Source organism: Nakamurella endophytica (genome assembly GCF_014646215.1).
GTDB classification, from domain to species: Bacteria; Actinomycetota; Actinomycetes; order Mycobacteriales; family Nakamurellaceae; genus Nakamurella; species Nakamurella endophytica.
In genome coordinates this window covers 48,995-73,934 of the sequence record NZ_BMNA01000011.1, presented here as the reverse complement: position 1 = coordinate 73,934, position 24,940 = coordinate 48,995, and the positions used below count along the sequence as shown (strand labels likewise).

21 protein-coding genes and 1 rRNA gene are annotated in these 24,940 nt (G+C 75.0%); 21 read left to right on the top strand and 1 reads right to left on the bottom strand.

Annotation, left to right across the window (positions count from 1 at the left end; genetic code table 11):
* Window positions 1-68: 68 nt before the first annotated feature.
* The 14 genes from rrf (at window position 69) to IEY37_RS18000 (ending at window position 16,395) form a co-directional block, all read left to right on the top strand.
* A 5S ribosomal RNA gene (gene rrf / locus IEY37_RS18065) occupies window positions 69-185 on the top strand.
* A gap of 125 nt (window positions 186-310) precedes the next feature.
* Window positions 311-787 (top strand): type II 3-dehydroquinate dehydratase, encoded by a 477-nt coding sequence (gene aroQ / locus IEY37_RS18060; protein WP_188944098.1) that lies wholly within the window; start codon window positions 311-313, stop codon window positions 785-787.
* Window positions 788-1,989: 1,202 nt separating this feature from the next.
* Complete coding sequence (locus tag IEY37_RS18055; protein ID WP_188944096.1) at window positions 1,990-3,933, top strand: hypothetical protein; 1,944 nt, start codon at window positions 1,990-1,992, stop codon at window positions 3,931-3,933.
* Window positions 3,930-4,994: an HAD-IIA family hydrolase gene (locus IEY37_RS18050; protein WP_188944094.1), complete on the top strand. Its 1,065-nt coding sequence runs from the start codon at window positions 3,930-3,932 to the stop codon at window positions 4,992-4,994. The genes IEY37_RS18055 and IEY37_RS18050 overlap by 4 nt, the downstream gene beginning before the upstream one ends.
* Window positions 4,995-5,100: 106 nt before the next feature.
* Window positions 5,101-5,337 (top strand): hypothetical protein, encoded by a 237-nt coding sequence (locus IEY37_RS18045; protein ID WP_188944092.1) that lies wholly within the window; start codon window positions 5,101-5,103, stop codon window positions 5,335-5,337.
* A gap of 4 nt (window positions 5,338-5,341) precedes the next feature.
* On the top strand, window positions 5,342-6,148 hold the full coding sequence (locus tag IEY37_RS18040; protein ID WP_308426408.1) for a TlyA family RNA methyltransferase: 807 nt from the start codon (window positions 5,342-5,344) through the stop codon (window positions 6,146-6,148).
* Window positions 6,145-7,029, top strand: a complete 885-nt coding sequence (locus IEY37_RS18035; protein WP_188944088.1) for an NAD kinase — start codon at window positions 6,145-6,147, stop codon at window positions 7,027-7,029. The genes IEY37_RS18040 and IEY37_RS18035 overlap by 4 nt, the downstream gene beginning before the upstream one ends.
* Window positions 7,030-7,160: 131 nt before the next feature.
* Entirely contained in the window at window positions 7,161-9,038 is a 1,878-nt protein-coding gene (gene recN, locus IEY37_RS18030) for a DNA repair protein RecN (RefSeq protein ID WP_188944086.1), read from the top strand.
* Window positions 9,039-9,293: 255 nt separating this feature from the next.
* Window positions 9,294-10,466, top strand: coding sequence for a putative cytokinetic ring protein SteA (gene steA / locus IEY37_RS18025; protein WP_188944083.1), 1,173 nt, complete (start codon window positions 9,294-9,296; stop codon window positions 10,464-10,466).
* Window positions 10,467-10,471: 5 nt separating this feature from the next.
* Entirely contained in the window at window positions 10,472-11,401 is a 930-nt protein-coding gene (locus IEY37_RS18020; RefSeq protein ID WP_229674618.1) for a copper transporter, read from the top strand.
* A gap of 278 nt (window positions 11,402-11,679) precedes the next feature.
* Window positions 11,680-13,515 carry a CTP synthase gene (gene pyrG, locus IEY37_RS18015; protein ID WP_268238030.1) on the top strand — a complete coding sequence of 612 codons (1,836 nt, stop codon included), beginning with the start codon at window positions 11,680-11,682 and terminating at the stop codon, window positions 13,513-13,515.
* Between the two features lie 143 nt (window positions 13,516-13,658).
* Window positions 13,659-14,354: an NUDIX domain-containing protein gene (locus IEY37_RS18010; RefSeq protein ID WP_373298388.1), complete on the top strand. Its 696-nt coding sequence runs from the start codon at window positions 13,659-13,661 to the stop codon at window positions 14,352-14,354.
* A gap of 1 nt (window position 14,355) precedes the next feature.
* Window positions 14,356-15,330: a site-specific tyrosine recombinase XerD gene (gene xerD, locus IEY37_RS18005; RefSeq protein ID WP_308426407.1), complete on the top strand. Its 975-nt coding sequence runs from the start codon at window positions 14,356-14,358 to the stop codon at window positions 15,328-15,330.
* Window positions 15,331-15,555: 225 nt separating this feature from the next.
* Window positions 15,556-16,395, top strand: a complete 840-nt coding sequence (locus IEY37_RS18000; protein WP_188944075.1) for an SDR family oxidoreductase — start codon at window positions 15,556-15,558, stop codon at window positions 16,393-16,395.
* 102 nt (window positions 16,396-16,497) lie between these two features.
* Here the strand turns inward: IEY37_RS18000 and IEY37_RS17995 are convergent, their stop codons facing one another.
* The gene (locus IEY37_RS17995; RefSeq protein ID WP_188944073.1) at window positions 16,498-18,000 is read right to left on the bottom strand and encodes an aldehyde dehydrogenase (NADP(+)); all 1,503 of its coding nucleotides are present in this window, start codon (window positions 17,998-18,000) and stop codon (window positions 16,498-16,500) included.
* A 519-nt stretch (window positions 18,001-18,519) separates the two neighbouring features.
* Here IEY37_RS17995 and IEY37_RS17990 point away from each other — a divergent pair.
* The 7 genes from IEY37_RS17990 to der are packed head-to-tail and all read left to right on the top strand — an operon-like array spanning window position 18,520 to window position 24,878.
* Window positions 18,520-19,383, top strand: a complete 864-nt coding sequence (locus IEY37_RS17990) for a ParA family protein (protein WP_373298386.1) — start codon at window positions 18,520-18,522, stop codon at window positions 19,381-19,383.
* Window positions 19,380-20,303 carry a segregation and condensation protein A gene (locus IEY37_RS17985; RefSeq protein ID WP_188944069.1) on the top strand — a complete coding sequence of 308 codons (924 nt, stop codon included), beginning with the start codon at window positions 19,380-19,382 and terminating at the stop codon, window positions 20,301-20,303. The genes IEY37_RS17990 and IEY37_RS17985 overlap by 4 nt, the downstream gene beginning before the upstream one ends.
* Window positions 20,300-21,151 carry an SMC-Scp complex subunit ScpB gene (gene scpB, locus IEY37_RS17980; RefSeq protein WP_229674609.1) on the top strand — a complete coding sequence of 284 codons (852 nt, stop codon included), beginning with the start codon at window positions 20,300-20,302 and terminating at the stop codon, window positions 21,149-21,151. The genes IEY37_RS17985 and scpB overlap by 4 nt, the downstream gene beginning before the upstream one ends.
* Window positions 21,144-21,998, top strand: a complete 855-nt coding sequence (locus tag IEY37_RS17975; RefSeq protein ID WP_188944067.1) for a pseudouridine synthase — start codon at window positions 21,144-21,146, stop codon at window positions 21,996-21,998. The genes scpB and IEY37_RS17975 overlap by 8 nt, the downstream gene beginning before the upstream one ends.
* Before the next feature lie 41 nt (window positions 21,999-22,039).
* Entirely contained in the window at window positions 22,040-22,708 is a 669-nt protein-coding gene (cmk, locus tag IEY37_RS17970; protein ID WP_188944065.1) for a (d)CMP kinase, read from the top strand.
* A complete protein-coding gene (locus IEY37_RS17965) occupies window positions 22,705-23,424 on the top strand; it encodes a lysophospholipid acyltransferase family protein (RefSeq protein ID WP_229674608.1) in 720 nt (239 codons plus the stop codon). Before cmk ends, IEY37_RS17965 begins: the two co-directional genes overlap by 4 nt.
* Complete coding sequence (gene der, locus IEY37_RS17960) at window positions 23,421-24,878, top strand: ribosome biogenesis GTPase Der (RefSeq protein ID WP_188944063.1); 1,458 nt, start codon at window positions 23,421-23,423, stop codon at window positions 24,876-24,878. The genes IEY37_RS17965 and der overlap by 4 nt, the downstream gene beginning before the upstream one ends.
* The last annotated feature ends 62 nt before the right edge of the window (window positions 24,879-24,940 follow it).

Below are 24,940 nucleotides of genomic sequence, written 5' to 3'. Positions count from 1 at the left end.
CGCGTCCACTGTGCGGTTCTGGAGATACGGGTCCGATCCCATCCAGGGATCCCCTAATTTCATAGAGTTACGGCGGTCATAGCGAAAGGGAAACGCCCGGTCCCATTCCGAACCCGGAAGCTAAGCCTTTCAGCGCCGATGGTACTGCACGGGCCACCGTGTGGGAGAGTAGGTCGCCGCCGGACAATCTTTCCGCGAGGAGGTCATCTGCGAGCGATCGCAGGTGACCTCCTCGTGGCTTTTGTGCGTTCACCGCCGGTCGGGATCGGGCTGTGACGGACGGCTGTCCCGAGAGCTCAGGAGGTGTCACGTGACGCAATCGTCGGCGATCGTCGTACTGAACGGTCCCAATCTGAACCTGCTCGGGAGCCGGGAGCCGGGCACCTACGGCAATGCGACCCTGGCGGACGCCGAGCTGTCCTGCCGGGACGTCGCCGAGCGCTTCGGGCGCACGGTGGAGTTCTTCCAGAGCAACCACGAGGGCGCGCTCATCGACCGGATCCACCGGGCCCGCGGCGACGCCGCCGGCCTGGTGCTCAATGCCGGCGGGTTGTCGCACACATCGATCTCGCTGCGCGACGCCGTGCTCGCCGTGGAACTCCCCATGGTGGAGGTGCACCTGAGCAACGTCCACCGTCGCGAAGCGTTCCGGCACCACTCCTACCTGTCCTCCGCGGCGACGGGGGTCATCGTCGGGCTCGGGATCTTCGGGTACCGGGTGGCCGTCGAGTTCCTGTGCCGGACGCTGCCGCCGGTCGCCGGCGCGGACGCGCCCGGATCGCACTGAGACGCGGACCATCGGTCCCGTCCACGAAAGGACTTTCCATGCGTTCCTTCTCGGATCCTCCGCGTCGCGGCGACCGGACGGGCGACTCCCGCAATTCGGGGCCCACGGGTTGGGGCCGCCCACCGCGGTCCTTCCCGGCGGGCGACCGGCGGGAAGGTCGCGGTCAGGGATCCGACGCGCGTGGAGAGCGCTGGCGCTCGGCCGATGATCGCTCCGCGGACCGCGGCCGGGGAAGGACTGCGGACGGGGATCGTGGGGACCGTTTCGGCACCGGCCGCGCACCGGGTCTGCGGCGACCGTCGGATGGAAACCGTGCGGGCTCGGCGGGCGAGCGGGGTGCCGGATACCGCGACCGACGGGACGAGGGTGCCGGTGGTCGTCCTTCGAGTGGTGACGCTCCCCGCGGCTCGTGGGCCGGGCGGGCACCGCGCCGGTTCGACAGCGGTGACGACCGTCCGGGTCGTGGGCGTGACGACGACCGGAGCGGCCGGGGTCGGCAGGCCGGTACGGACGGCCAGCGATGGGGCGGCGGAGCGGGCCGTACCCCGCGCGGCGCCGCCGACCGCGGTGGTCAGGGCGAGCGGCCGTGGCGCCGGGACGACCGCGGGTACGCCGGCGGTGTCGGCGATCACCCCGATCGGCCACGCCGGGAGCGTGACGACGCAACGCGCGGTGGAAGGGACGCCGGCTCCGCCAAGCGCCCCCGACCCTGGCGGGACCGTCCCGACCGTGACACGTGGCAGCGGGACCGGCCGTCGACAGCCGGGGGACCGAGGGACCGGTCCGCGGGTGATCGGCAAGGGCGGCCTCGGGACGAGGAGCGTCGTCCCGGTGCGGGCGCCCGCCCGCCGCGGCCCTGGACCGAGCGCACCGACCGCCCGTACCGGCCGCGGGACGACGACCGTCCCGCTGCACCGCGCGACAGGACGGATCGGCCGTACGGCGCCCGGGACCGGGCGGACCGGCCCTACGGGCGCGATCGTGGCGAGCGTCCGTACGGCGCCGACCGGACGGAACGGCGCCCAGGCGCGGACCGTGCCTGGGGCCGGTCCGACGCCGGTCCGGGAGCACGGCCGGGCTTCGGTGACCGTACGGACCGGCCGCGGCGCGACTCCGACGACCGCGGACGCCGGGGGCTCGACGACGACCGACCCCGCCGCTTCGACCGCGAGGCGAACGGCTCGGCCACCCGACGGACCGGCATGGACCGCCCGCGCCGCACCGACGACCGGGACGACCGGCCGCGCGGCTTCACCAGTCGCGACGACCGGCCGCGCGGCTTCACCAGTCGCGACGACCTGCCACGGCGCTTCGGCGAGCGCGACGACCGGCCGCGCCGCTTCGGCGAGCGCGACGACCGGCCGCGCCGCTTCGACGACCGCCCGACCGACCGGTCCGCCGACCGCCCGCGTCGGGACCCCTGGGACGCGGGCGACCGCGGTGCGCGACGTCCCGCGGATCCGGGTCGGGACGACCGCCGCCCGGCCGGTCGTGACCGCGACGCGCCCCGATCCGCGCCGTGGCAGGACCGCGAGCGCCGCTCCGACGCGCGTGGCGCGAACCGGGACGACCGCCCGGCGCGCGCCGTCGCCGTCGAACCGGTCGGCGGCCCGACGGACGCGGGCGCCGCGTCCACCAGCAGCACCGGGCGCTCCGGCGCCGACGCGCCGGCGGCTCCGGCCCCGGCGGTCGATGCCCCCGACACTGCCTCCGGTTCCTCCGGCGAGCGTGCCGGAACGGCGGACGACCCGGCCCGCGTGGGCGGCGCCGAGGCCGACGGAACCGGCCACCGCGGCGCAGCCCCGGACCGGTCGGGTGAGCGGCGTCCCCACGGCGACCGTGCCGCGCGTGGCGCCGGCGACCGGGACGGGCGTCGTCCGTCCGGCGACCGCGGTGACCGGTTCGGCCGCGACCGCGACGCCGGACGCTTCGGCCGGCCGGACCGACCCGCGCCGACCGGCGCCGGACGGCGCGAGGTCGAGCGCGGCTCCCGGGTCCGGGAGACCGAGATCGGCGAGCGCTGGCCGGACATCCCCGACTGGGTCGACCTCGCCGACCTCGACCTCGATGTCCGTCGCGACCTGCGGAGCCTGTCCAAGGAGAATGCGGCATTCGTCGCCGAGCACCTGGTGGCAGCGGGTGTCCTCGCGGACGAGGAGCCCGAACTGGCCTGGGCGCACGCGCGTGCCGCCCGCTCCAAGGGAGCCCGCATCGCCGTCGTCCGCGAGACCGCCGGCCTGGTGGCCTACCGGGCAGGGGAGTGGAGCGATGCCATCGGCGAGCTGCGCGCCGCCCGGCGTCTCGGGGGCGGCGCCGGACACGTCGCCGTCCTGGCGGACTGCGAACGGGCCCTGGGCAATCCCGAGCGCGCCGTGGAGATCTCCCGGTCCGCGGAGGCCGCCCAGCTCGACGACGCCGCGACAGCCGAACTGGCCATCGTGGTCGCCGGAGCGCGCGCCGACATGGGGCAGCTCGAAGCAGCGCTGGCGAGCCTGCGGGCCACCGGCTTCCAGACGGCACCGCCGCAGCCGTACAGCGCCCGGACCTACTACGCCTACGCCGACCTGCTGGAGCGGACCGGGCGTCGGGACCAGGCTGTCGAGTGGTTCCTGCGCGCCGCCGAGAGCGACGTCGAGGAGGAGACCGACGCCGGCGAGCGGCTGACCGCCTTGGCCGAGGGATCGTCCGACGAGACCGACGTCTCGCCGGACGCGGCCGCGGGTGGCGAGCCACCCCTCGTGTCCTGGGGTGTGGCCACGGACACCGACACGGGCACCGACGCCGCGGAAGTCGCCGGCACGGGCACCGGCACCGCGGATGCCGAGGACTCCGTCGGCCTGGGCGGCCGGGTCGATCGGGATCGCCCGGGCGCTGACGGAGAGCCTGACGCGGACCTGTCCGGTGTCGAGGATGACGATCTGGACGGTGACGATCTGGACGGTGACGATCTCGACGACGAGGCAAGCGACCAGGATCTCGTCGACGACGACCTCGACGACGACGACGAAGAGGACCTCGACGAGGACCCCGACGAGGACGAGGACCAGGACGTGAGCAGGGACACGGACGCAGTGAGCGGGCCGTCGGACGATCCCACGACCGACGCCGGCGTCGGACCGCTGTTCAGTGACGGGCCGCGGGCGTGACCGCGGACACCTCGCCCAGGACGCCCGCAACCGAGGACGGCCGGTCGCTCGCCGAGCGGCACGACGTGCTGCTGCTCGACCTCGACGGCACCGTGTACCTCGGCGGCCAGGTCATCGAGCACGCGCCCGAGGCCCTCGACCGCGCGGCCCGGGCTGGCTCGCACCCGATGTACGTGACGAACAACGCGTCGCGGTCGCCGGCCGACGTCGCCGCATCGCTGACGGGCATGGGCATCGCGGCCACGGCGGAGGACGTCCTGACGTCGCCGCAGGCGGCCGCCACCATGCTCGCCGAGACGCACCCTGCGGGCGCCAAGGTGCTCGTGGTCGGGGCGCCGTTCCTGGCCGATTCGGTCGCTGCCGTCGGGCTGACCCCCGTCCGACTGGTCGCGGACGAGCCGGTGGCCGTCGTGCAGGGCCACTCCCCGGACACCGGGTGGCGGAACCTCGCGGAGGCCTGCATCGCCCTGCGCGCGGGTGCGGACTGGGTGGCCTGCAACGTCGACAGCACGCTGCCCACCGACCGCGGGCTGCTGCCCGGCAACGGCGCCATGGTGCAGGCCCTGATGGCGGCGACCGGGTTGCGCCCCCGGGTGGCGGGCAAACCCGCACGTCCGCTGCTCGACGAGGCGGTGCGGCGGGTCGACGGCAGCCGGCCGCTGGTCGTCGGCGACCGCCTCGACACCGACATCGAGGCCGGTGTCGCGGCGGGGATGCCGAGCCTGCTGGTCCTGACCGGCGTCTGCACGGCCGCCGGCCTGCTGGCCGCCGGGCCCGCGCAACGGCCCAGCTCCGTGGCACTGGACCTGCGCGGCCTGCTCGACCCCGACCGTGCCGTGGCGCTGGACGGCGCTGCGCCGGCCGACGGTTGGGCCGTGACGCTCGACGGCTCGACGCTGGTGCTGGACCGCGGTGACCGCGAGCCCCATCCGGACCCCGACGTCGACGCGCTGCGCGCTCTCGGCGCGCTGACGGTCGCGGCCTGGGAGTCCGGTGCGACCGCGGTCCGCGCCGGCAGCTCGGCGGCCGAACCGGTGCTGCGGCGCTGGGACCTGGACTGAACCCGACCGCCCGGCCGCGCGGGGCGTCGTGGTCGGGCCGCTGCCGCACTCGGTAGCGTTGGGACCGGCACCGGTGCGAGCGACGGCCGGTCGAGAGGGGTGCGGTGTGGACGAGGACGGGACGACCCGCACCCCCGCGGCGCCGACCGTGGTCCCGGCGGCCGCGGATCCGCTGGCCGGCGTCGACGCAGCACTGGCCGGGCTCGACGACCGGGACCTGTCCGAGCACGTCGCCGTCTACTCCGAGATCCACGATGCGCTGTCCCGGACCCTGGCCGCCACCGCCGACGGCGGTCCGGCCGCCGGTGGTGTGCGGCCGGCCGGGTCCCCGGGGAGGCGGTGACCGCGTGCGCCGGTCCCGGCTGGACGCCGAACTGGTTCGTCGCGGCCTCGCCCGCTCCCGTGAGCAGGCGGTCGAGCTGATCGACGCCGGCCGCGTGTCAGTGCACGGCCGGACCGCCACCAAGGCGGCCACCGGCGTCGAACCGGGTGCGCCCGTCCTGGTCGCCGCGGACATCGCCGACGAGGACTGGGCCTCCCGCGGTGCCCACAAGCTGATCGGCGCGCTCGACGCCTTCCCCGACGTCGCGGTCGCGGGTCGCCGGTGCCTGGACGCCGGTGCGTCGACCGGCGGGTTCACCGACGTGCTGCTGCGCCGCGGCGCGTCCGGTGTCGTCGCCGTCGACGTCGGCTACGGCCACCTGCTGTGGCGGCTGCGCACCGATCCCCGCGTCCAGGTGCTGGAGCGCACCAACGTTCGCACTCTCGACCCGGCCGTCGTCGGCGACCCGGTCGGCCTCGTCGTGGCCGATCTGTCGTTCATCTCGCTGCGGCTGGTGCTGCCCGCCCTGTTCGCCGTGACGGCACCCGGCGCGGACGTGCTGCCGATGGTCAAGCCCCAGTTCGAGATCGGTCGCGAGCGGCTCGGTACCGGCGGCGTGGTGCGCGATCCGCAGCAGCGGGCCGAGACCGTCACCGCGGTGTGCCGGGCCGCGGCCGACCTGGGGTGGGGGACCGCCGGCGTGGTGGCGTCGCCGCTGCCCGGCCCGAGTGGCAACGTCGAGTTCTTCGCCCGGTTCCGCGCCGACGTCCCGGTCGACGACGCACGCACCGCCGAACTGGTCGCCGAGGCCGTGCGAAAGGGACCCCGATGAGCCGCAAGGTGTTGCTGGTCGCCCACACCGGCCGGGCGGACATCGCCGAGGTCACCGACACGGTGGCGCACACCCTGACCGGCGCCGGCATCGACCTGGTGGGCCTCGAGCAGGAGAGCGCCGAGTTGGGCATCCTCGCGCACACCGCGACCACCGCCGAGGACGTGGAGCTGGTGCTGGCCGTCGGCGGCGACGGCACGCTGCTGCGCGCCGCGGAGGCGGCCCGGCCCTACTGCGTCCCCGTGCTCGGGATCAACCTGGGCCGCGTCGGATTCCTGGCCGAGGCCGACGTCGACCGCCTGGACGAGGCGCTCGAGGCCATCGTCGAGCGTGACTACGCCGCCCCGGAAGGGGTCACGGTCCGGATGACGGTGGACGCGACGGTCGAGCAGGGCGGCCGCATCATCCACCGCGGCTGGGCGCTGAACGAGGTCAGCGTCGAGAAGGCCACCCGCGAGCGGATCCTCGACGTGGTGGTCGAGGTGGACGGGCGCGGCGTCTCGGCGTTCGGCTGCGACGGCGTGCTGTGCTCCACGCCGACCGGCTCCACCGCGTACACCTTCTCGGCCGGTGGCCCGATCATCTGGCCGGACGTCGAGGCGCTGCTGGTCGTGCCGTCGAACGCGCACGCGCTGTTCGCCCGCCCGATGGTGGTCTCGCCCGACTCGACGGTCACCGTGCACGTCGACCCCGCCGGCCACGGGGCGATCGTCGCGTGCGACGGGCGGCGGATGCACCCCCTGGAGCCCGGTGCCCGGGTGCACATCACCCGCGGCGAGATGCCGGTCCTGCTGGTCCGGCTCGGCGACCAGCCGTTCACCGACCGGCTGGTGCGCAAGTTCTCGCTGCCCGTGCACGGCTGGCGGGACCAGCGCCACTGACCGTGCGGCGCTCGTGCGCCGCGAGCGCCGGTGCAGATCCGCGACGGCCGCCGAGGGTCGCCGACCCGGAGATCGGCCGTCCCGTGCATGGCGCACCCCCGTCGTCGGTCGCCGTCGCTAGCGTGGCAGGCGTGCTGACCGAGCTGCGCCTGACCGGACTCGGGGTCATCGAGGACGCCACCATCGAGCCCCACGCCGGCTTCACCGTCGTCACCGGTGAGACGGGAGCCGGCAAGACCATGGTGGTGACCGCACTCGGGCTGGTGGCCGGCGGCCGGGCCGACTCGTCCCGGGTCCGTGCGGGCGCCGACCGGGCGGTCGTGGAGGCGCGGGTGGCGTTGACCCCCGGGACACCGCCGGTCTCCCTCGTCGAGGAGGCCGGCGGCCGGCTCGACCTGGACGGTTCGGTGATCCTGGTCCGGTCGGTCGGTGCCGACGGCCGGTCCCGGGCCCACCTCGGCGGCCGCGCCGTCCCGCTCGCCGCCCTGACCGATCTGACCGAGCAGCTGGTCGCGGTGCACGGCCAGTCCGAGGCCATCGCGCTGCTGCGCCCGGGTCAGCAGCGGGCGCTGCTGGACCGGTTCGCCGGCACGGCCGGGTTGCTGGAGACCTACCGTGCGGCCCGGGCTGAGTGGACCGCGGCGGTCGCGGCACTCGCCGAGCGGCTGGGCAGCAGCCGGGAGCGGGCGCAACGCGAGCAGCTGCTGCGCATGGGACTGGACGAGATCGCCGCGGTGGCGCCCGCGCCCGGCGAGGACGAGCAGCTGGTGGGGGAGATCCGCAGGCTGGACAACGCCGACGGCCTCCGCGTCGCCGCGACCCTGGCCCACGACGGGCTGGTCGGCGACGACCTGGGCGAGGCGGCCAGCGCCGTCGCGCTCGTCGAGGCGGCCCGGAAGGGACTCGACGGCGCCGGCGACCCGCGACTGGCCGAACTCGGGACGCGGCTCCACGCGACCTCGGCCGTGCTGACCGACGCGGCCGCCGAACTCGCCGGGTACCTGGCCGACCTCGACGCGGACCCGGCCCGGCTGGAGCAGCTGCTCGGTCGCCAGGCCGAGCTCCGGGCACTGACCCGGCGGTACGGGGCGGACGTCGCGGCCGTGCTGCAGTGGCAGGCGGAGGCCGAGCAGGAGCTGGCCGGGCTCGACAACTCGGAGACGGCCGTGGAACGGGCGCGCGAGCTCGTCGCGGACACCGCCCGGCGTACCGTCGCGGCCGCGGCCCGGTTGACCGCCGCACGTACCGCCGCGGCACGCACCCTGGCGGACCGGGCGACCGCAGAGCTGGCGCACCTGGCGATGGGTCGGGCCACCCTCGAGGTCCGGGTGCAGGACCGGCCGGGGCAGCCCGGCGCCGACGACGCCCTCGAGGTCGACGGCCGCTGGGTGGGCGCCGGGGCGGACGGCGTGGACGTCGTCGAGGTGGTGATGGTGGCGCACGCCGGAGCCCCGCCGCTGCCGATCGCCCGCGGCGCGTCGGGCGGCGAGCTGTCCCGCGTGATGCTGGCCCTGGAGGTGGTGCTCGCGGACGCCGACCCGGTGTCCACCCTGGTGTTCGACGAGGTCGACGCCGGCGTCGGCGGCCGCGCCGCCACGGAGATCGGCCGCCGGCTGGCACTGCTGTCGCGCAGCCACCAGGTGATCGTGGTGACCCACCTGGCGCAGGTGGCCGCCTTCGCGGACCGCCACGTCGTCGTCGACGCGGGCGCCGGTGGCGCCGTGGGCACCTCCTCCGTGCATCCGGTCGCCGGTGCCGACCGCGTCACCGAGCTCGCCCGGATGCTCGGCGGCACGGACACCGAGACCGCCCGCGCCCACGCCGAGGACCTGCTGGCCGCCGCGGCCGGCACGACGTCCGGGTCGACGGCCGGCACGACGTCCGGGTCGACGGGCGGTGCGGTGGCCGGCTCGCCGGACGCGACCGCCGCGACGGACAGTGGCGGGAACGGCTTGGGCGCGGGTGCCGCGCGCCGCCCGGCCCGGGCGCGGACCCGACGCACCGCCTGAGGCGGGCGGCCGACCGGCCGACCGGACGACCGGCCGCCGGACGACCCTGCCCGGCCCGCCGACCGTTGGCCGGGGACGGCATCGGGTCGGCAACGCCCCGGATGCGCGAGAGCCCGAGCTGTCGCGCGCCCAGTCGTCGCCGGCGGTCACGGCGAGGCCTGGCCGGTCGGCGGTGACGCTGCCCGCACGGAGGTGTTCCGCGTGTCACCGCGGCACCTCCCGGTATCCACCCGGCCCTGCTGCGACCATCGGCGCATGAAACTTCTGTCACGGCAGTCCCGGACGTTGCCTGGCGTCACAGGCACCGCTCGGGTCTCTCGTCGCAGTGACGCCCTCTTCGGACGGGTCGGGGACGGGGACATCGTCGTCGTCGACCACCCGGACATCGACCGCGCCACCGCCGACGCGTTCGTCAAGGCCGGCGTGACGGCCGTGGTCAACGCCGCGCCGTCGATCACCGGGCGCTATCCGAACCTCGGGCCGGAGATCCTGCTCGACGCGGGCATCATCCTGGTCGACGAGGTCGGCGAGAAGATCTTCACGCGGATCAAGGACGGCAGCCGGGTCCGGCTCGACGGCGGCACCCTCTACGTCGGCGAGGAGCAAGTCGCCGAGGGCTACGAGCAGACGCAGGAGTCCGTCGCGGACCTGCTGATCGAGGCCAAGGCCGGCATGGCCGCGCAGCTCGAGGCGTTCGCCGCGAACGCCATCGAGTACATGAAGCGCGAGCGCACGCTGCTGCTGGACGGCGTCGGTATCCCCGAGCTGTCCACCCGGATGGCCGGCCGGCAGGTGCTGATCGTCGCCGCGTCGGCCGACACCCGGGCGGAGCTCAAGGCGCTGCGCAAGTACATCTCCGACTACCGCCCTGTGCTCATCGGCGTCGAGGGCGGGGCGGACGCGCTGCGCGAGGCCGGGCACCGCCCGCACGTCATCATCGGCAACCCGGCGCTCATCGACCCCGACACCCTGCGCAAGGGCGGCGAGGTCGTCATCCCGGCCGACATCGACGGGCACGCCCCGGGCCTGCAGACCCTGCAAGACCTCGGCCTCGGTGCGGTCACCTTCCCGGCGACCGGCAGCGCGGAGGACCTGGCGCTGCTGCTGGCCGACGCCAGCGACGCCGCGCTGATCGTCACCGCCGGCATGCACGCCACGCTGACCGACCTGCTCGACCGCGGGCGCGGCGGCGCGGCGTCGACCTTCCTGGTCCGCATGCGGGTCTCGAACAAGATCGTCGAGGCGCCGGCCGTGGCCCGGCTGTACAAGGCCCGGATCTCGTGGTGGGTGGTCCTGCTGCTGGTGCTGGCGGCGGTCGCCGCCATCGTCGCGGCGCTGCTGCTCTCCGACGTCTCGGGCACGTACGCCGACCTGGCCCGGCAGTGGTGGAACGACGCCGTCGACTGGGTCAGGGGGCTGTTCTCGTGATCTCGATGCGGTACCACATCGTCTCGCTGGCGGCGGTGTTCCTCGCGCTGGCGCTGGGCATCGTGCTCGGCGCCACCAAGGTCTCCTCGCCGATCCTGGCCGGACTGCAGACGGACAAGACGTCGCTCACCGCGGAGAAGGACCAGCTGGCAGCGCAGAACACGGCGCTGTCCGGGCGGGTCGGCGGCGACGACAAGTTCGCCGGCGCCGTCGGCAACCTCGCCGTCCGCGGCACCCTGCCGAACGCCTCGGTGGTGGTGGTCACCACCGCCGACGCGGATCCCGGCGACCGCGACGCCGTGCTGTCGCTGCTGAGCCGGGCCGGTGCCAAGGTCACCGCGCAGGTGCAGGTGACCGACCAGTTCGCCGACCCCGCGCACGCAGCGGACCTGCGGACGCTGGCCGCCCGGGTGCTGCCCACCGGCGCCCAGTTGCCGGACACGCCCAGCGCCGGTGCGACCGGCGGTGCCCTGCTGGCGTCCGTGCTGCTGACCGACAAGAGCGGCAAGACCACGGTCAAGGCCGACCAGGCGACGGCGGCCCTGTCGGCGTTGGCCAGCGGCGGCTTCCTGCAGGCCAGCGGATCCGTGACGCCGGGCCGGCTGGTCGTCGTGGTGACCGGCGGCGCGGCCACCGGCGGCAGCGAGGCCGACAAGGCGGGCGCCATCGCGGCGATGGCCACCCAGCTCAAGTCCGCGGCCGGCGGCGTGGTCGTCGCCGGGCGGCAGGGCAGCGACCAGGGAACCGGGGCGGTCGGCGTCATCCGGTCCGACACCGCGCAGTCCGCGGCGGTCTCCACCGTCGACAACGTCGACACCGCCACCGGCCGGCTGGCCACGGTGCTGGCGCTCGTGGAGCAGAACGGCGGCGGCATCGGCCGCTACGGGTTCGCCTCGAACGCGCAGGCACAGATCCCGACTCTCGGCGTGAGCTGAGGGCCCCGCGCTGCGGCGCGCATCACGTCCGGCCGGCCGGTCCCGCGCGGACCGGCCGGCCGGACCGCTTCGGGGGGCGGAGCGGCGCGCCCGGTGCCGGGACGCCACCCCCGGCCGCGACCGGCGGTAGGATGGAGTTCCGTGATGTGATGCGGCACCGGAGCCCGGCCCACGGGTCGTGCCGGTCCACCGGCCCGGTCCCTCCGGACGCCCTGCCGCCATCGCGCCACCTGCGCCGACGCCGTCCGCGCAGCAGGTGTCGAGCCACGGGAGTCGCCTTGCCCCAGCCGGTGCGGACCACCAAGCACATCTTCGTCACCGGAGGTGTCGCCTCCTCACTCGGCAAGGGTCTGACCGCCTCGAGCCTCGGCCGGCTGCTGACCTCGCGCGGCCTGCGGGTGACCATGCAGAAGCTGGACCCGTACATCAACGTCGACCCCGGGACGATGAACCCGTTCCAGCACGGCGAAGTCTTCGTCACCGAGGACGGCGCCGAGACCGACCTGGACATCGGGCACTACGAGCGGTTCCTGGACCGCGAGCTGTCCGCCGACGCGAACGTGACCACCGGCAAGGTGTACTCGCGGGTCATCGCCCGGGAGCGGCGCGGCGAATACCTCGGCGACACCGTGCAGGTCATCCCGCACATCACCAACGAGATCAAGGACCGGATCACCGCCATGGCGGCGCCGGGGCCGGACGGCCAGGCGCCCGACGTGGTGATCACCGAGATCGGCGGCACGGTCGGCGACATCGAGTCGCTGCCGTTCCTGGAGGCGGCCCGGCAGGTCCGCCACGACGTCGGCCGCGACCATGTCTTCTTCCTGCACGTCTCGCTGGTGCCTTACCTGGCGCCGTCCGGTGAGCTCAAGACCAAGCCCACCCAGCACTCGGTGGCCGCGCTGCGCAACATCGGCATCCAGCCCGACGCGCTGGTCTGCCGCTCGGACCGGGAGATCCCCGAGCCGCTCAAGCGGAAGATCTCGTTGATGTGCGACGTCGACGCGGAAGCCGTGGTCGCCACCCCGGACGCGCCGTCGATCTACGACATCCCCAAGGTGCTGCACCAGGAGGGCTTGGACGCCTACGTGGTGCGCCGGCTCAACCTGTCGTTCAAGGACGTCGACTGGACCCTGTGGGGCGACCTGCTGGACCGCGTGCACCACCCGGCGGAGACCGTCCGGATCGCCCTGGTCGGCAAGTACGTCGACCTGCCCGACGCGTACCTGTCGGTCACCGAGGCGCTGCGGGCCGGCGGCTTCGCCCACCGCGCCAAGGTCGACATCGTCTGGGTCCCGTCCGACGACTGCCGCACGCCGCAGGGCGCTGCGGCGGCGCTGGGGGACGTGCAGGGCGTGCTCGTCCCCGGCGGGTTCGGGGTGCGCGGCATCGAGGGCAAGATCGGCGCCATCACGTACGCCCGGGTCAACCGGATCCCGGTGCTCGGCCTGTGCCTGGGCCTGCAGTGCATGGTGATCGAGTCGGCCCGCAACCTGGCCGGTCTCGGGGGTGCCAACTCGTCCGAGTTCGACGTCAACGCGGCCGATCCGGTCATCTCCACGATGGCCGACCAGGAGGACGTGGTCGCCGGCGGCCGCGACATGGGCGGCACCATGCGGCTGGGCTCCTACCCGGCCGTGCTGCGCGGGGGCTCGCTGGTCGAGGAGATCTACGGGGCGTCCACGGTGACCGAGCGGCACCGCCACCGCTACGAGGTCAACAACGCCTACCGTGAGCAGCTCGAGGCGGCGGGCCTGCTGATGACCGGCACGTCGCCGAGCGGGACGCTGGTCGAGTTCGTCGAGCTCGACCGTGAGCAGCACCCGTTCATGGTGGCCACCCAGGCCCACCCGGAGTTCAAGTCGCGGCCCACCCGGCCGCACCCCTTGTTCGCCGGGTTCGTGCGGGCCGCGCTGGACTACCTGGAGTCCGAGCGGCTGCCGATCGACGACGTCCGCGCGGAGGGGTCGCAGCGGTCCGGGGACGGCGCCGCAGCGGCCGACGACAGGCCGGCCGGCGCCACCGACACGGACGCCGCCGGGTGGGGGGAGGCCGCCGGCGAGGCGGTGCCCGTGGGCGGCCGGGACGCGGTCTACAGCACGGTCTCCCGATGACGGGGCCCGACGCCGCCCCCACCACCGCAGACACCCCGGCCGGCCCCGCAGCTGCCGCCGGAACCACTGCCGAGGTCACCGAGGTCGACGGTGCCGCGCCGTACACCGTGCTGCGCAGCCGGCGCGAGTTCCGCGGTCGGGTCATGGCGGTCCGGGTGGACGACGTGGTCATGCCCGGCGGCGGCACGGCCGTCCGCGAGCTGGTCGAGCACGACCGCGCCGTCGCCGTCGTCGCCCTCGAGGTCCCGGCGCCGTCGGGCGACCCGGGGGAGGACGGCACCGGCGCCCCGTCGACCCAGGACCCGGCGGTGGTGCTCATCGAGCAGTACCGGCACCCCCTGCGCCGCAAGCTCTGGGAGCTGCCCGCCGGTCTGATGGACGTCGACCGGGAGGCACCGCTGGCGGCAGCCCGCCGCGAGCTGGCGGAGGAGACCGGACTGGCCGCCGCCGACTGGCACACGCTGGTGGACATGGTGCCCTCGCCGGGATTCTGCGACGAGGTCATCCGGGTCTACCTGGCGCGCGGCCTGACCGAGGTCGGCCGCAGCGAGATGCTCGACGAGGAAGCCGATCTGCGCATCGTCAAGGTTCCGCTGTCGCAGGCGCTGGCGGCAGTGGCCGACGGCCGGATCGTCAACGCCTCCGCGGTGGTCGGTCTGCTGGCCGCGGCCGCGGCGCTGCGCGATCCAGGATCGCTGCGGCCGGCCGAGGCGCCGTGGGGCGCCGGCGCCGGGCCGGCATTGCACGGTCCGCTGTCCGCCGGCGCCGCGGACACCCCGCCCGCGGCGCCGCCGGCGCCGATCGCGGCCCCGGAGCTCGGCACAGTCGCGGGGAACTGAGGTGGGCGGCACCGCCGCCGACGTCGTCGCCGGCGACCCGCCCGTCGAGGTGCCGGCCGCGCTCGAGCGGGCCCTGCGCGGCTACCTCGACCACCTGGCGGTGGAGCGCGGTGCCGCCCGAAACACCCTGCTGTCCTACCGCCGGGACCTGCGCCGCTACGTCGAGTTCCTGGCCCGGCTCGGTCGCACCGACATCGCCGAGGTCGGGGCCGCCGACGTCTCCGCGCACCTGACCGAGCTCCGGCTCGGCGGCGCCGGTCGCCCGCCGCTGGCACCGTCGTCCGCCGCCAGGGCGGTGGTGGCCGTCCGCGGCTGGCACCGCTTCCTGCTGGCCGAGGGGCTGGCGGCCCAGGACCCGTCCCGGGACGTGCACCCGCCGCAGGCGGCCCGTCGACTGCCCAAGGCCCTCGGGGTGGAGGCGGTCGCGGCGATCCTGGAGTCCGTCACCGGCGACGACCCGCGGGCGCTGCGCGACCGGGCCCTGCTCGAACTGCTCTACGGCACCGGCGCGCGCATCTCCGAGGCGATCGGCCTGGACCTGGACGACGCCGCCGAGGTGGACACCGCGGGCATGATCCGGCTGTTCGGCAAGGGGTCCAAGGAGCGGATCGTGCCCGTCGGGTCGTACGCGGCCGCCGCGCTGTCGGCGTACCTGGTCCGCGGCCGCCCGGCACTGGCGGCCCGCGGTCGCGGCACCCCCGCCGTCTTCCTCAACGCCCGCGGCGGCCGGCTGTCCCGGCAGTCGGCGTGGCAGGTCCTCGGCGAGGCCGCCGAGCGGGCCGGCGTCGACGTGCCGGTCTCCCCGCACACGCTGCGCCACTCGTTCGCCACCCACCTGCTCGAGGGCGGCGCCGACGTGCGGACCGTGCAGGAGCTGCTCGGCCACGCGTCGGTGACGACCACGCAGATCTACACCCTCGTGACGGTGGACGCGCTGCGCGAGGTGTACGCCCTGGCGCACCCGCGGGCGCGCTGAGCCCGCGGCCCAGCCGGCAACGGACCGGCGGCACGGTCGGCACGCGGTCGGCGCTGTCGGCGCTGTCGGCACGGTCGGATGCGGTTGGCCGCGGTGCCGACCGGGCACCGGGACGGTGGGCCGGCCGAGGCGACCGCGGGGGTCGCATTCGTCCGCGTGCTCGCACGGTATGGAGGCGGGCGCGGACGCGGTGGCGGCCCGCGGTCCACGAGTCGAGGAGCACAGATGAACCAGCCCGCGCAGCAGCAGGACACCCCGGGCGTCCAGGGTGAGATGACGCCGAAGCCGGACTGCGGCGAGGAGAGCTACCGCGGCACCGGCAAGCTGACCGGCAAGGCAGCGATCATCACCGGCGGCGACAGCGGCATCGGCCGGGCCGTGGCGATCGCCTTCGCCCGGGAGGGCGCCGACGTCCTCATCTCCTACCTGTCCGAGGACGAGGACGCCCAGGACACCGCCCGCTACGTCGAGCAGGCGGGCCGCAAGGCCGTGCTGGTGCCGGGCGATCTGTCCAAGGCCGAGCACTGCCGGGCCATCGTCGACCGGGCGGTGCAGGAGTTCGGCAAGGTCGACATCCTGGTCAACAACGCGGCGTACCAGATGAACCACGAGTCGCTCGACGAGATCTCGGACGACGAGTGGGAGTACACCTTCGCCACGAACATCCATGCGTACTTCTGGCTGGTGAAGGCGGCGCTGCCGCACATGTCGCCGGGGTCGTCGATCATCGGCAGTTCGTCGGTGAACTCGGACATGCCGTCGCCGACGCTCGCGCCGTACGCGGCGACGAAGGCTGCCATCGCCAACTTCTCGGCGAGCCTGGCGCAGCTGCTGGGTGAGAGGGGCATCCGTGCCAACAGTGTCGCGCCGGGCCCGGTCTGGACGCCGCTGATTCCCGCCACCATGCCGGAGGAGAAGGTCGAGAGCTTCGGCGGGCAGGTACCTCTCGGTCGGGCGGGGCAGCCGGCCGAACTCGCGCCGGTCTACGTGCTGCTGGCCAGCGACGACGGCAGCTACATCTCCGGAGCCCGCGTCGCGGTCACCGGCGGCAACCCGATCCTCTGAGCGCCGCGTCCGCGGACGGAGGCGGGACCGCGTCCGCGGACGCCGTCGGGACCGCGTCCGCGGACGCCGCCCAGAGCGGCGTCCGCGGAGGGCCGGCGCGGGTCAGCGACCCGGCTGCACGGTCCGCGGGATGCCGTAGGGGTTGGCCTCGGCCAGTTCCGGCGGCAGCAGTTCGTCGGGGAAGCCCTGGTAGGCGACCGGGACCAGCCACCGATCGATGGCCCGCGCGCCCACCGACGTGAACCCGGGAGCGTTCGTCGCCGGCCAGGGGCCGCCGTGGTGCTGCGCCCAGTTGACCGCGACGCCGGTCGGCCACCCGTTGTAGATGAGCCGCCCGGCCCGTCGCTGCAGCACCGGCAGCAGCCCGGCGACCAGCTCCCGGTCCCCGGGTTCGGCGTGCACGGTCGCGGTCAGCGAACCGTCCAGGTCACCGGCCAGCTCGGCCAGTTCGGACTCGTCCCGGTAGGTGACCACCAGGCCGGCCGGTCCGAACACCTCCTCGCCGAGGTCCGGTTCGGCGAGCAGGCGCGGGACCGGCACCGTCCAGGTCGCCGGCGCCGGTGCCTGCGGGCCGTCACCAGGCCGCCCGGTGGCCAGCGTGTCCAGTGCGGACCGCTGCTGGACGGTGTCCCGGTACGTGTCCGCCATCCGCGGGGTGAGCATCGGTGCCCCGGCGGTACCGGAGACCGCCGCGGCGACGGCGGCGAGCAGCTCGGCGTCGTCGGGGACGACCAGCAGGCCGGGATTCGTGCAGAACTGGCCGGCGCCGAGCGTCAGGGACGCGGCGTACCCGGTGGCGATCTCGTCCCGGCGCGCCCGGGCCGCGGCGCGGGTCACGATCACCGGGTTGACGCTGCCGAGCTCGCCGTAGAACGGGATCGGCCGCGGTCGGGCGGCGGCCCGGTCGGCGAGTGCCCGGCCGCCGCGCTGGGAGCCGGTGAAGCCGGCCGCCCGCAGCAGCGGGTGGTCGACGAGCGCCACGCCCGCCTCCCGCCCGTGGACCAGGCCCACCAGCCCGTCGGAAGCGCCGGCGGCCGTGAGCGCGGTCCGCAGCACCGCGGCGGTGGCCTCGGACGTCTCCGGGTGCGCCTCGTGCGCCTTGACCACGACGCCGCAGCCCGCCGCCAGCGCCGACGCGGTGTCGCCGCCGGCTACCGAGAACGCGAACGGGAAGTTGCTCGCCGACCACACGCCGACCGGCCCGACCGGGATCCGCATGCGACGCAGGTCCGGCGTGCCGGCGGCGGCGTCGGCCGGCGACAGCACCGCGTCGAGGAAGCCGCCGTCCCGCAGCACTCCCGCGAACATCCGCAGCTGACCGGTGGTGCGGGCGACCTCGCCGGTGAGCCGGGTGGTGCCGAGCGCGGTCTCCCGGTCGGCCGCGGCCACCAGGGCGTCGCGCTCGGCGTCCAGCGCGTCGGCCACCGCCTCCAGCACCCCGGCCCGCTGCGGGGCGGGCGTCGCGGCCCACCGCTCCCCGGCCGCCGCGGCCGCGCGCACCGCGGTGTCCACCGCGTCCGCCGTGGTCGCCGGCACCGGATGACCGACGGGCCGGCCGGTCCGCGGGTCGATCCCTTGCACCTGCTGGTCGGCGACGACGGTCATGGCGGCTCCCTGCGATCGGCCGCCCGCGGGGCGGGCGGCGGCGGCCCACCAGTCTGCCACCGGCGCGTCGGCCCGCCGGTCGCCCGCCGCCCGGTGGGTCGAGGTGGTCGCGGAGCCCCGCGCCGAATAGGCTGGGCGGCGTCGTCGGGAGGACGACCGGAGAGCAGGGAGTCTGTCGCACCGATGAGCGCACCGGACGACGCGGAGTGGATCGTCGCCTCCGGTGCCGCCCGCCAGGAGTGGGCGGCGGACGACGGCGGTGTCACGGGTAGCGACGTCCCGATCACCCAGCCCACGGAACCAGCCGATCCCACCGCCTTCCGTCCGGCGATCCCCGAGCAGCCCGCCGACCCGGCGACCGGCGCCACCGACGACGCGGCGGGGGAGAGCTCTGTCGACCCGGCGCCGTCGGCCGACGGATCCGCGGCGGCCACGGACCTCGGGTCCCCGGGTGACGCGCCGGCCCCTGCACCGGCCGCGGACCAGGCGGCGAGCGAGCCTGCGGCTGCGCCGGCGGGCCTGCTGTTCGACGAACCGGTCGGTGCCCGCGGCGGCGAGCCGGGCCCGACGGGGCGGCCGCCGCGGTTGCGTCCCGAGGTCCGTCCGCTCACCAGCCACGGACCCGCCCGGATCATCGCCATGTGCAACCAGAAGGGCGGCGTCGGCAAGACCACCTCGACGCTCAACCTCGGCGCGGCGCTGGCCGAGTACGGGCGGCGGGTGCTGCTGGTCGACCTCGATCCGCAGGGCGCGCTGTCCGCGGGCCTGGGCGTGCCGTCGCACGAGCTCGAGCGCACCGTCTACAACCTGATGCTCGAGCGGCAGACCGCCATCACCGACGTCCTGATGCCGACCCGGGTGCCCGGCATGGACCTCATCCCGGCCAACATCGACCTCTCGGCCGCCGAGGTGCAGCTGATCAACGAGGTGGGGCGCGAGCACACCCTGGCCCGGGCGCTGCGGCCGGTGGTGCACGCCTACGACTACATCCTCGTCGACTGCCAGCCGTCGCTCGGCCTGCTGACGGTCAACGCGCTGGCCTGCGCGCACGGCGTGATCATGCCGGTGGCCGCCGAGTTCTTCTCGCTGCGCGGGGTGGCCCTGCTGGTCGACACCGTCGACAAGGTCAAGGACCGGATCAACCCGGACCTGCGGGTGGACGGCGTGCTGGTGACCATGTTCGACGGGCGCACGGTGCACGCCCGGGACGTGGTCGCCATGCTGGTCCAGCGCTTCGGCGACCAGGTGTACGACACGGTGATCTCCCGGACGGTCAAGTTCCCGGAGACCACCGTGGCCGGTGAGCCGATCACCTCGTACGCCCCGACATCGGCAGCGGCGCAGGCGTTCCGGTCCCTGGCCCGGGAAGTGATCGCGGGATGACCCGCGCGGCGGCGAGCCTCCGGGACGCCCCCGCCCCGCTGCAGCACGCGCCCGAGGACCCGGCGGACGCCGCGGTGGCCGGCGGGGAGCCGACCGGGACGACCGGTCCGGCCGGGCGTGCCGCCGACGGTCAGGTCCCGGGCTTCCACGTCCGGCTCTCGAACTTCGAGGGACCGTTCGACCTGCTGCAGCAGCTCATCGGCGCGCGCCGGATGGACGTCACCGAGGTGGCGCTGTCCCAGGTGACCGACGAGTTCCTGGCCTACCTCGCCGATCTCGGCGACCGCGCCGACCTCGACGTGGTGACCGAGTTCCTGGTCGTCGCCGCCACCCTGCTGGACATCAAGGCCGCGCGGCTGCTGCCGCAGCACGAGGAGGACGGCGACGAGGATCTCGCCGTCCTGGAGGCACGCGACCTGTTGTTCGCCCGGCTGCTGGCCTATCGCGCCTACCAGCAGGTCGCGGCGCTGTTCGCCGAGTTGGAGGCCGCCGCACCCCGCCGCTATCCGCGGGCCGTCACCCTGGAACCGCGCTACCTCGGACTGCTGCCGCAGGTGCGGATCGGTCTGTCCGCCGAGCGGTTCGCGCAGCTGGCGGTGCAGGCGTTCGCCCCCCGGCCGGTGCCCGAGGTCTCGCTGGCGCACATCCACACGTCGACGGTGTCCGTCGCCGACCACACCGCGGCGATCCGCACCCTGTTGCGCGACCGCGAGCAGGCGACGTTCGGCGAGCTGGTCGCCGAGTGCACCCGCACGCTCGAGGTGGTCGCCCGTTTCCTCGGCCTGCTGCACCTGTACCGGGAGTCGTCCGTGGTGTTCGACCAGCGGGAGCCGTTGGGGTTGTTGACCGTCCGGTGGACCGGACCGACCGACGAGGCCGCCGGCGACCCGGCGGGCGACCGACCCGAGGAGTACGAGTGACCACCACCCAGCCGGTGCGGCCCGAGTCGCCGCCGGGCCCGGATCCGGAATCCGGCGGTCCGGTGACCTCCGCCGCTGCCGCTGCCGCTGCCGCTGCCGACGACGCCCGGACCGCGACCGCCGAGCAGGCAGAGCCCGGCGACAGTGTCGACACTGTCGAGACCGCCGGCACTGTCGAGACCGCCGATACTGTCGAGACCGCCGATACTGTCGACACTGTCGAGACCGCTGACACTGTCGACATCGCCGAAAATGTCGGCACTGTCGGAACCGCCGACTCCGCCGACGCCGCGGTCGAGTCGCCGTCGGTCGCCGACGACGAGGTGCCGGCCGCCCTGGAGGCCGTGCTGCTGATCGTGGACAGCCCGGTGACCGAGGAGTCGCTGGCGGCCGCGGTCGACCGGCCGGTGGAGCAGGTGGCCGCGGTGGTCCGGGAGCTGGCCGCCGGCTATGCCGAGCGCGGCTCCGGGATCGACCTGCGGTTCTCCGGCGGTGGCTGGCGGATGTACACCCGGGACCGGTTCGCCCCGGTCGTGGAGCGGTTCGTGCTCGACGGGCAGCACGCCCGGCTCTCCCGGGCAGCGCTGGAGACGCTGGCCGTCATCGCGTACCGGCAGCCGGTCACCCGGGCGCGCATCTCCGGCGTCCGCGGCGTCAACGTGGACGGCGTGATCCGCACGCTGGCGTCCCGCGGGTTGATCGCGGAGGCCGGCACCGACCCCGACACGGGTGGCGTGCTCTACGCCACCACCGAGCTGTTCCTGGAGCGGATGGGTCTCACGGCGCTGGACGAGCTGCCCTCTCTCGGACCCCTGCTCCCGGACGTGGACGCGGTGGACGATGTCTGAGGCGCGCGGCGGCCGCAAGGGCGGCGGCTCCTCCCGGCGGGGGGCTGCGCGACCGCCGTCGGCGCGACCGCGACCGGACAGCATCCCCGAGCTCGACGACGACGGCGACGGCGTCCGGCTGCAGAAGGTCCTGGCGGCGGCCGGAGTGGCCAGCCGCCGCAAGGCCGAGGAGTTGATCCGCGCCGGCCGGGTCAAGGTGGACGGCGTCACCGTCCGCGAGATGGGCGTGCGGATAGATCCCGCGAACGCCGTCGTGCACGTCGACGGCGACCGGGTCGTGCTGCGGGACGACCAGATCTACCTCGCCCTGAACAAGATGCCCGGGATGCTGTCGACCATGTCCGACGACCGCGGCCGGCCGACGATCGGCGACCTGGTCCGGCAGTGGGCGCGGGACGCCGACGAGCCGCCCCGGCTGTTCCACGTCGGGCGGCTCGACATGGACTCCGAGGGGCTGCTGCTGCTGACGAACGACGGCGAGCTGGCCCACCGGCTGACCCACCCGTCGTACGGGGTGTCGAAGACCTACATGGCCGAGATCCCCGGCCCGGTGCCGCGCGACCTCGGCCGCCGGCTGCGGGCCGGGATCGAACTGGAGGACGGCCCGGTCAAGGTCGACTCCTTCGAGGTGGTCGACGTCCTCGGCGGGCGGGCGGTGGTCGAGGTGGTCCTGCACGAGGGTCGCAAGCACATCGTCCGGCGGCTGCTCGCCGAGGTGGGCCACCCGGTGTCCCGCCTGGTCCGCACCCGGATCGGCGACGTCCAGCTCGGCCACCAGCGGCCCGGCACGCTCCGCCGGCTGAACCCGGTGGAGATCTCCCTGCTGTACAAGTCGGTCGGGCTGTGACGGCCGCAGCGAGCGCAACCGGAAGCGTCGCCGGTGCTTTCGTGATCGCGATCGACGGGCCCAGCGGGACCGGCAAATCGACGGTGTCGCGGCGCGTGGCCGCGGCGCTGCACGCCGGCTACCTGGACACCGGGGCCATGTACCGGATCGTCGCGCTCGAGGTGCTGCGCGCCGGCCTGGATCCGGCGGACCAGCCGGCGGTGGCAGACCTCTTGCCCCGCCTGGACTTCGACTCGCCGACGGACCCCGAGGACCAGCGCCAGGTCAGTGCCGGCGTGGACGTCACGCAGGAGATCAGGAGCCAGGCGGTCACTTTCGCGGTGACGCCGGTGTCCGCCAACCCCGCCGTGCGGTCCTGGTTGCTGGACCGGCAACGCCGGCTGGCGCGGTCGGGCCGGATGGTCGTCGAGGGTCGGGACATCGGCACGGTGATCGTCCCCGAGGCGGCGTTGAAGATCTACCTGACCGCCGACGAGGGCGAGCGGGCGCGCCGCCGACACCGCCAGAACCGCGCGGCCGGAACCACCGACGCCGGCGACGTCGGTTCTGTGGCGCTGGATCTCGCGCGGCGGGACCGGATGGACAGCAGCCGCGTCCACGCGCCGCTGCAGGCCGCCGCCGACGCGGTGCTGGTGGACTCGTCGGGGTTGCAGATCGACGAGACGGTGACCCGCGTGCTGGAACTGGCGGCGGAGCGGGGCATCCGGTGAGACCCCGGGTGCCGTACCAGTTGCGGCGGTTCGGTCGGCTGGAGGCGCTGGCGGACCCGACGCCGTCGCACACCGGCCGCAAGGGCATGGACCGCGGCCGGCGGATCGGGATCGTGCTCGCAGCGGTGATGTACCGGCTGCGGATCGCCGGGACGGACCGGGTGCCGGCGACCGGCCCGGTGCTGTTCGTCGCCAACCACATGAACTTCTTCGACGGGCCCGTGCTGTTCGGCGCGCTGCCGCGCCGGGTGTCGTTCCTGATCAAGGCGGAGGCGGTCACCGGCCCGCTGGGCTGGCTGCTGCGCAACGTCGGCCAGTACTCGATCGACCGGGACGCGCCCAGCCGCGACGTCCTGATGGCGGCGCTGGCGCAGCTCAAGGCCGGCGGCGCCATCGGGCTGTTCCCCGAGGGCACCCGTGGCGACGGCAACGTCGCCTCCGTCTTCTCCGGTGCCGGCTGGCTGGCCGCCCGGGCCGGCGCCCAGGTGGTGCCCGTCGCGGTGCGCGGCACGGCCCGCCCCGCCGGCCGCGGCCGCCGCCTGCGGCCCGTGGTCCGGGTGCTGGTCGGCACGCCGGTGGCGGTGCCGGTCGGCGCGGGGCGGGCGGCGGTGCAGGCCGCGACGGACCTCGTCCGCGAGCACCTGGCCGCGCTGGTGGTCGAGCTGGACAGCCGCACCGCCGCCGGGTCCTTCGAGCAGGGGAGGATCGTGGCATGAGCGAGGACACCTACCCCGACACCGCCGCGGCCGGCGAGAGCGACGGCACCTGGACCGACGAGAGCGAGTGGTCCGGCTGGGAGGACGCCGACGCGGAGGGGGTCGACGAGGGCGAGCACCTGCCGGTCCCCACCATCGCCATCGTCGGCCGGCCCAACGTCGGCAAGTCGACGCTGGTGAACCGGGTCATCGGCCGCCGCGAGGCCGTGGTCCAGGACGTCCCCGGGGTGACCCGGGACCGGGTGTCCTACGACGCGCTGTGGCGCGGCCGGCGGTTCACCGTCGTGGACACCGGCGGCTGGGAGCCGGACCCGGAGGGGCTGCAGGTCGAGGTGGCGCGGCAGGCCGAGCGGGCCATGCAGACCACCGACGCGGTCGTCGTCGTGGTGGACGCGTCGGTGGGCGCGACCGACGCGGACGAGGCCATCGCCAAGGTCCTGCGCCGGTCGAAGCGGCCGGTGGTGCTGGCGGCCAACAAGGTCGACGACGAGCGCACCCAGGCCGACGCGGCGGAGCTCTGGCGGCTGGGGTTGGGGGAGCCGCACCTGGTGTCCGCCCTGCACGGCCGCGGCTCCGGCGACCTGCTGGACGCCATGCTCGACGCCCTGCCGGAGGCGCCGTCCGAGTTCGTCGGGGCCACCACGGGTCCGCGGCGGGTGGCGCTGCTGGGCAGGCCCAACGTGGGGAAGTCGTCGCTGCTGAACAAGCTGACCGGGGAGAGCCGGTCGGTGGTGGACGCGGTGGCCGGGACGACGGTCGACCCGGTCGACTCCCTGGTCGAGCTGGACGGCCAGGTGTGGCGCTTCGTGGACACGGCGGGCCTGCGGCGGCGGGTGGCGCACGCCAAGGGCATGGAGTTCTACGCGTCGCTGCGCACGCAGTCGGCGCTGGAGGCGGCCGAGGTCGCCATCGTGCTGATCGACTCGTCACAGCCGCTGACCGAGCAGGACCAGCGGGTCATCACCATGGTCATCGACTCCGGGCGGGCGCTGGTCATCGCCATGAACAAGGCGGACCTGGTCGATGCCGACCGCCGGTACGAGATCGAGCGCGAGCTGGCGCGGGACCTGGTGCGGGTGCCGTGGGCGGAGCGGATCAACATCTCCGCGCAGACCGGCCGCGGGGTGCACCGGCTGGCGCCGGCGCTGCGCACGGCGCTGGAGTCGTGGGACAAGCGGATCCCGACCGGCCGGTTGAACGCCTGGATCGGCGAGCTGATCGCGGCGACCCCACCGCCGGTGCGCGGCGGTCGCCAGCCGCGGGTGCTGTTCGCCACCCAGGCCGGCCACCGGCCGCCCACCTTCGTGCTGTTCACCACCGGCTTCCTCGAGGCTGGCTACCGGCGGTTCGTCGAGCGCCGGCTGCGCGAGGACTTCGGCTTCTCCGGGTCGCCGGTGCGCGTGAACGTCCGGGTCCGGGAGAAGCGCGGCCCCGCCGGTGGCCGGCGCCGCTGACCCACCCCGCGGTCCCGCGGCTGGACGGGACCCGGCCCGCCTGAGGTAGGCTGTCCGGGCCC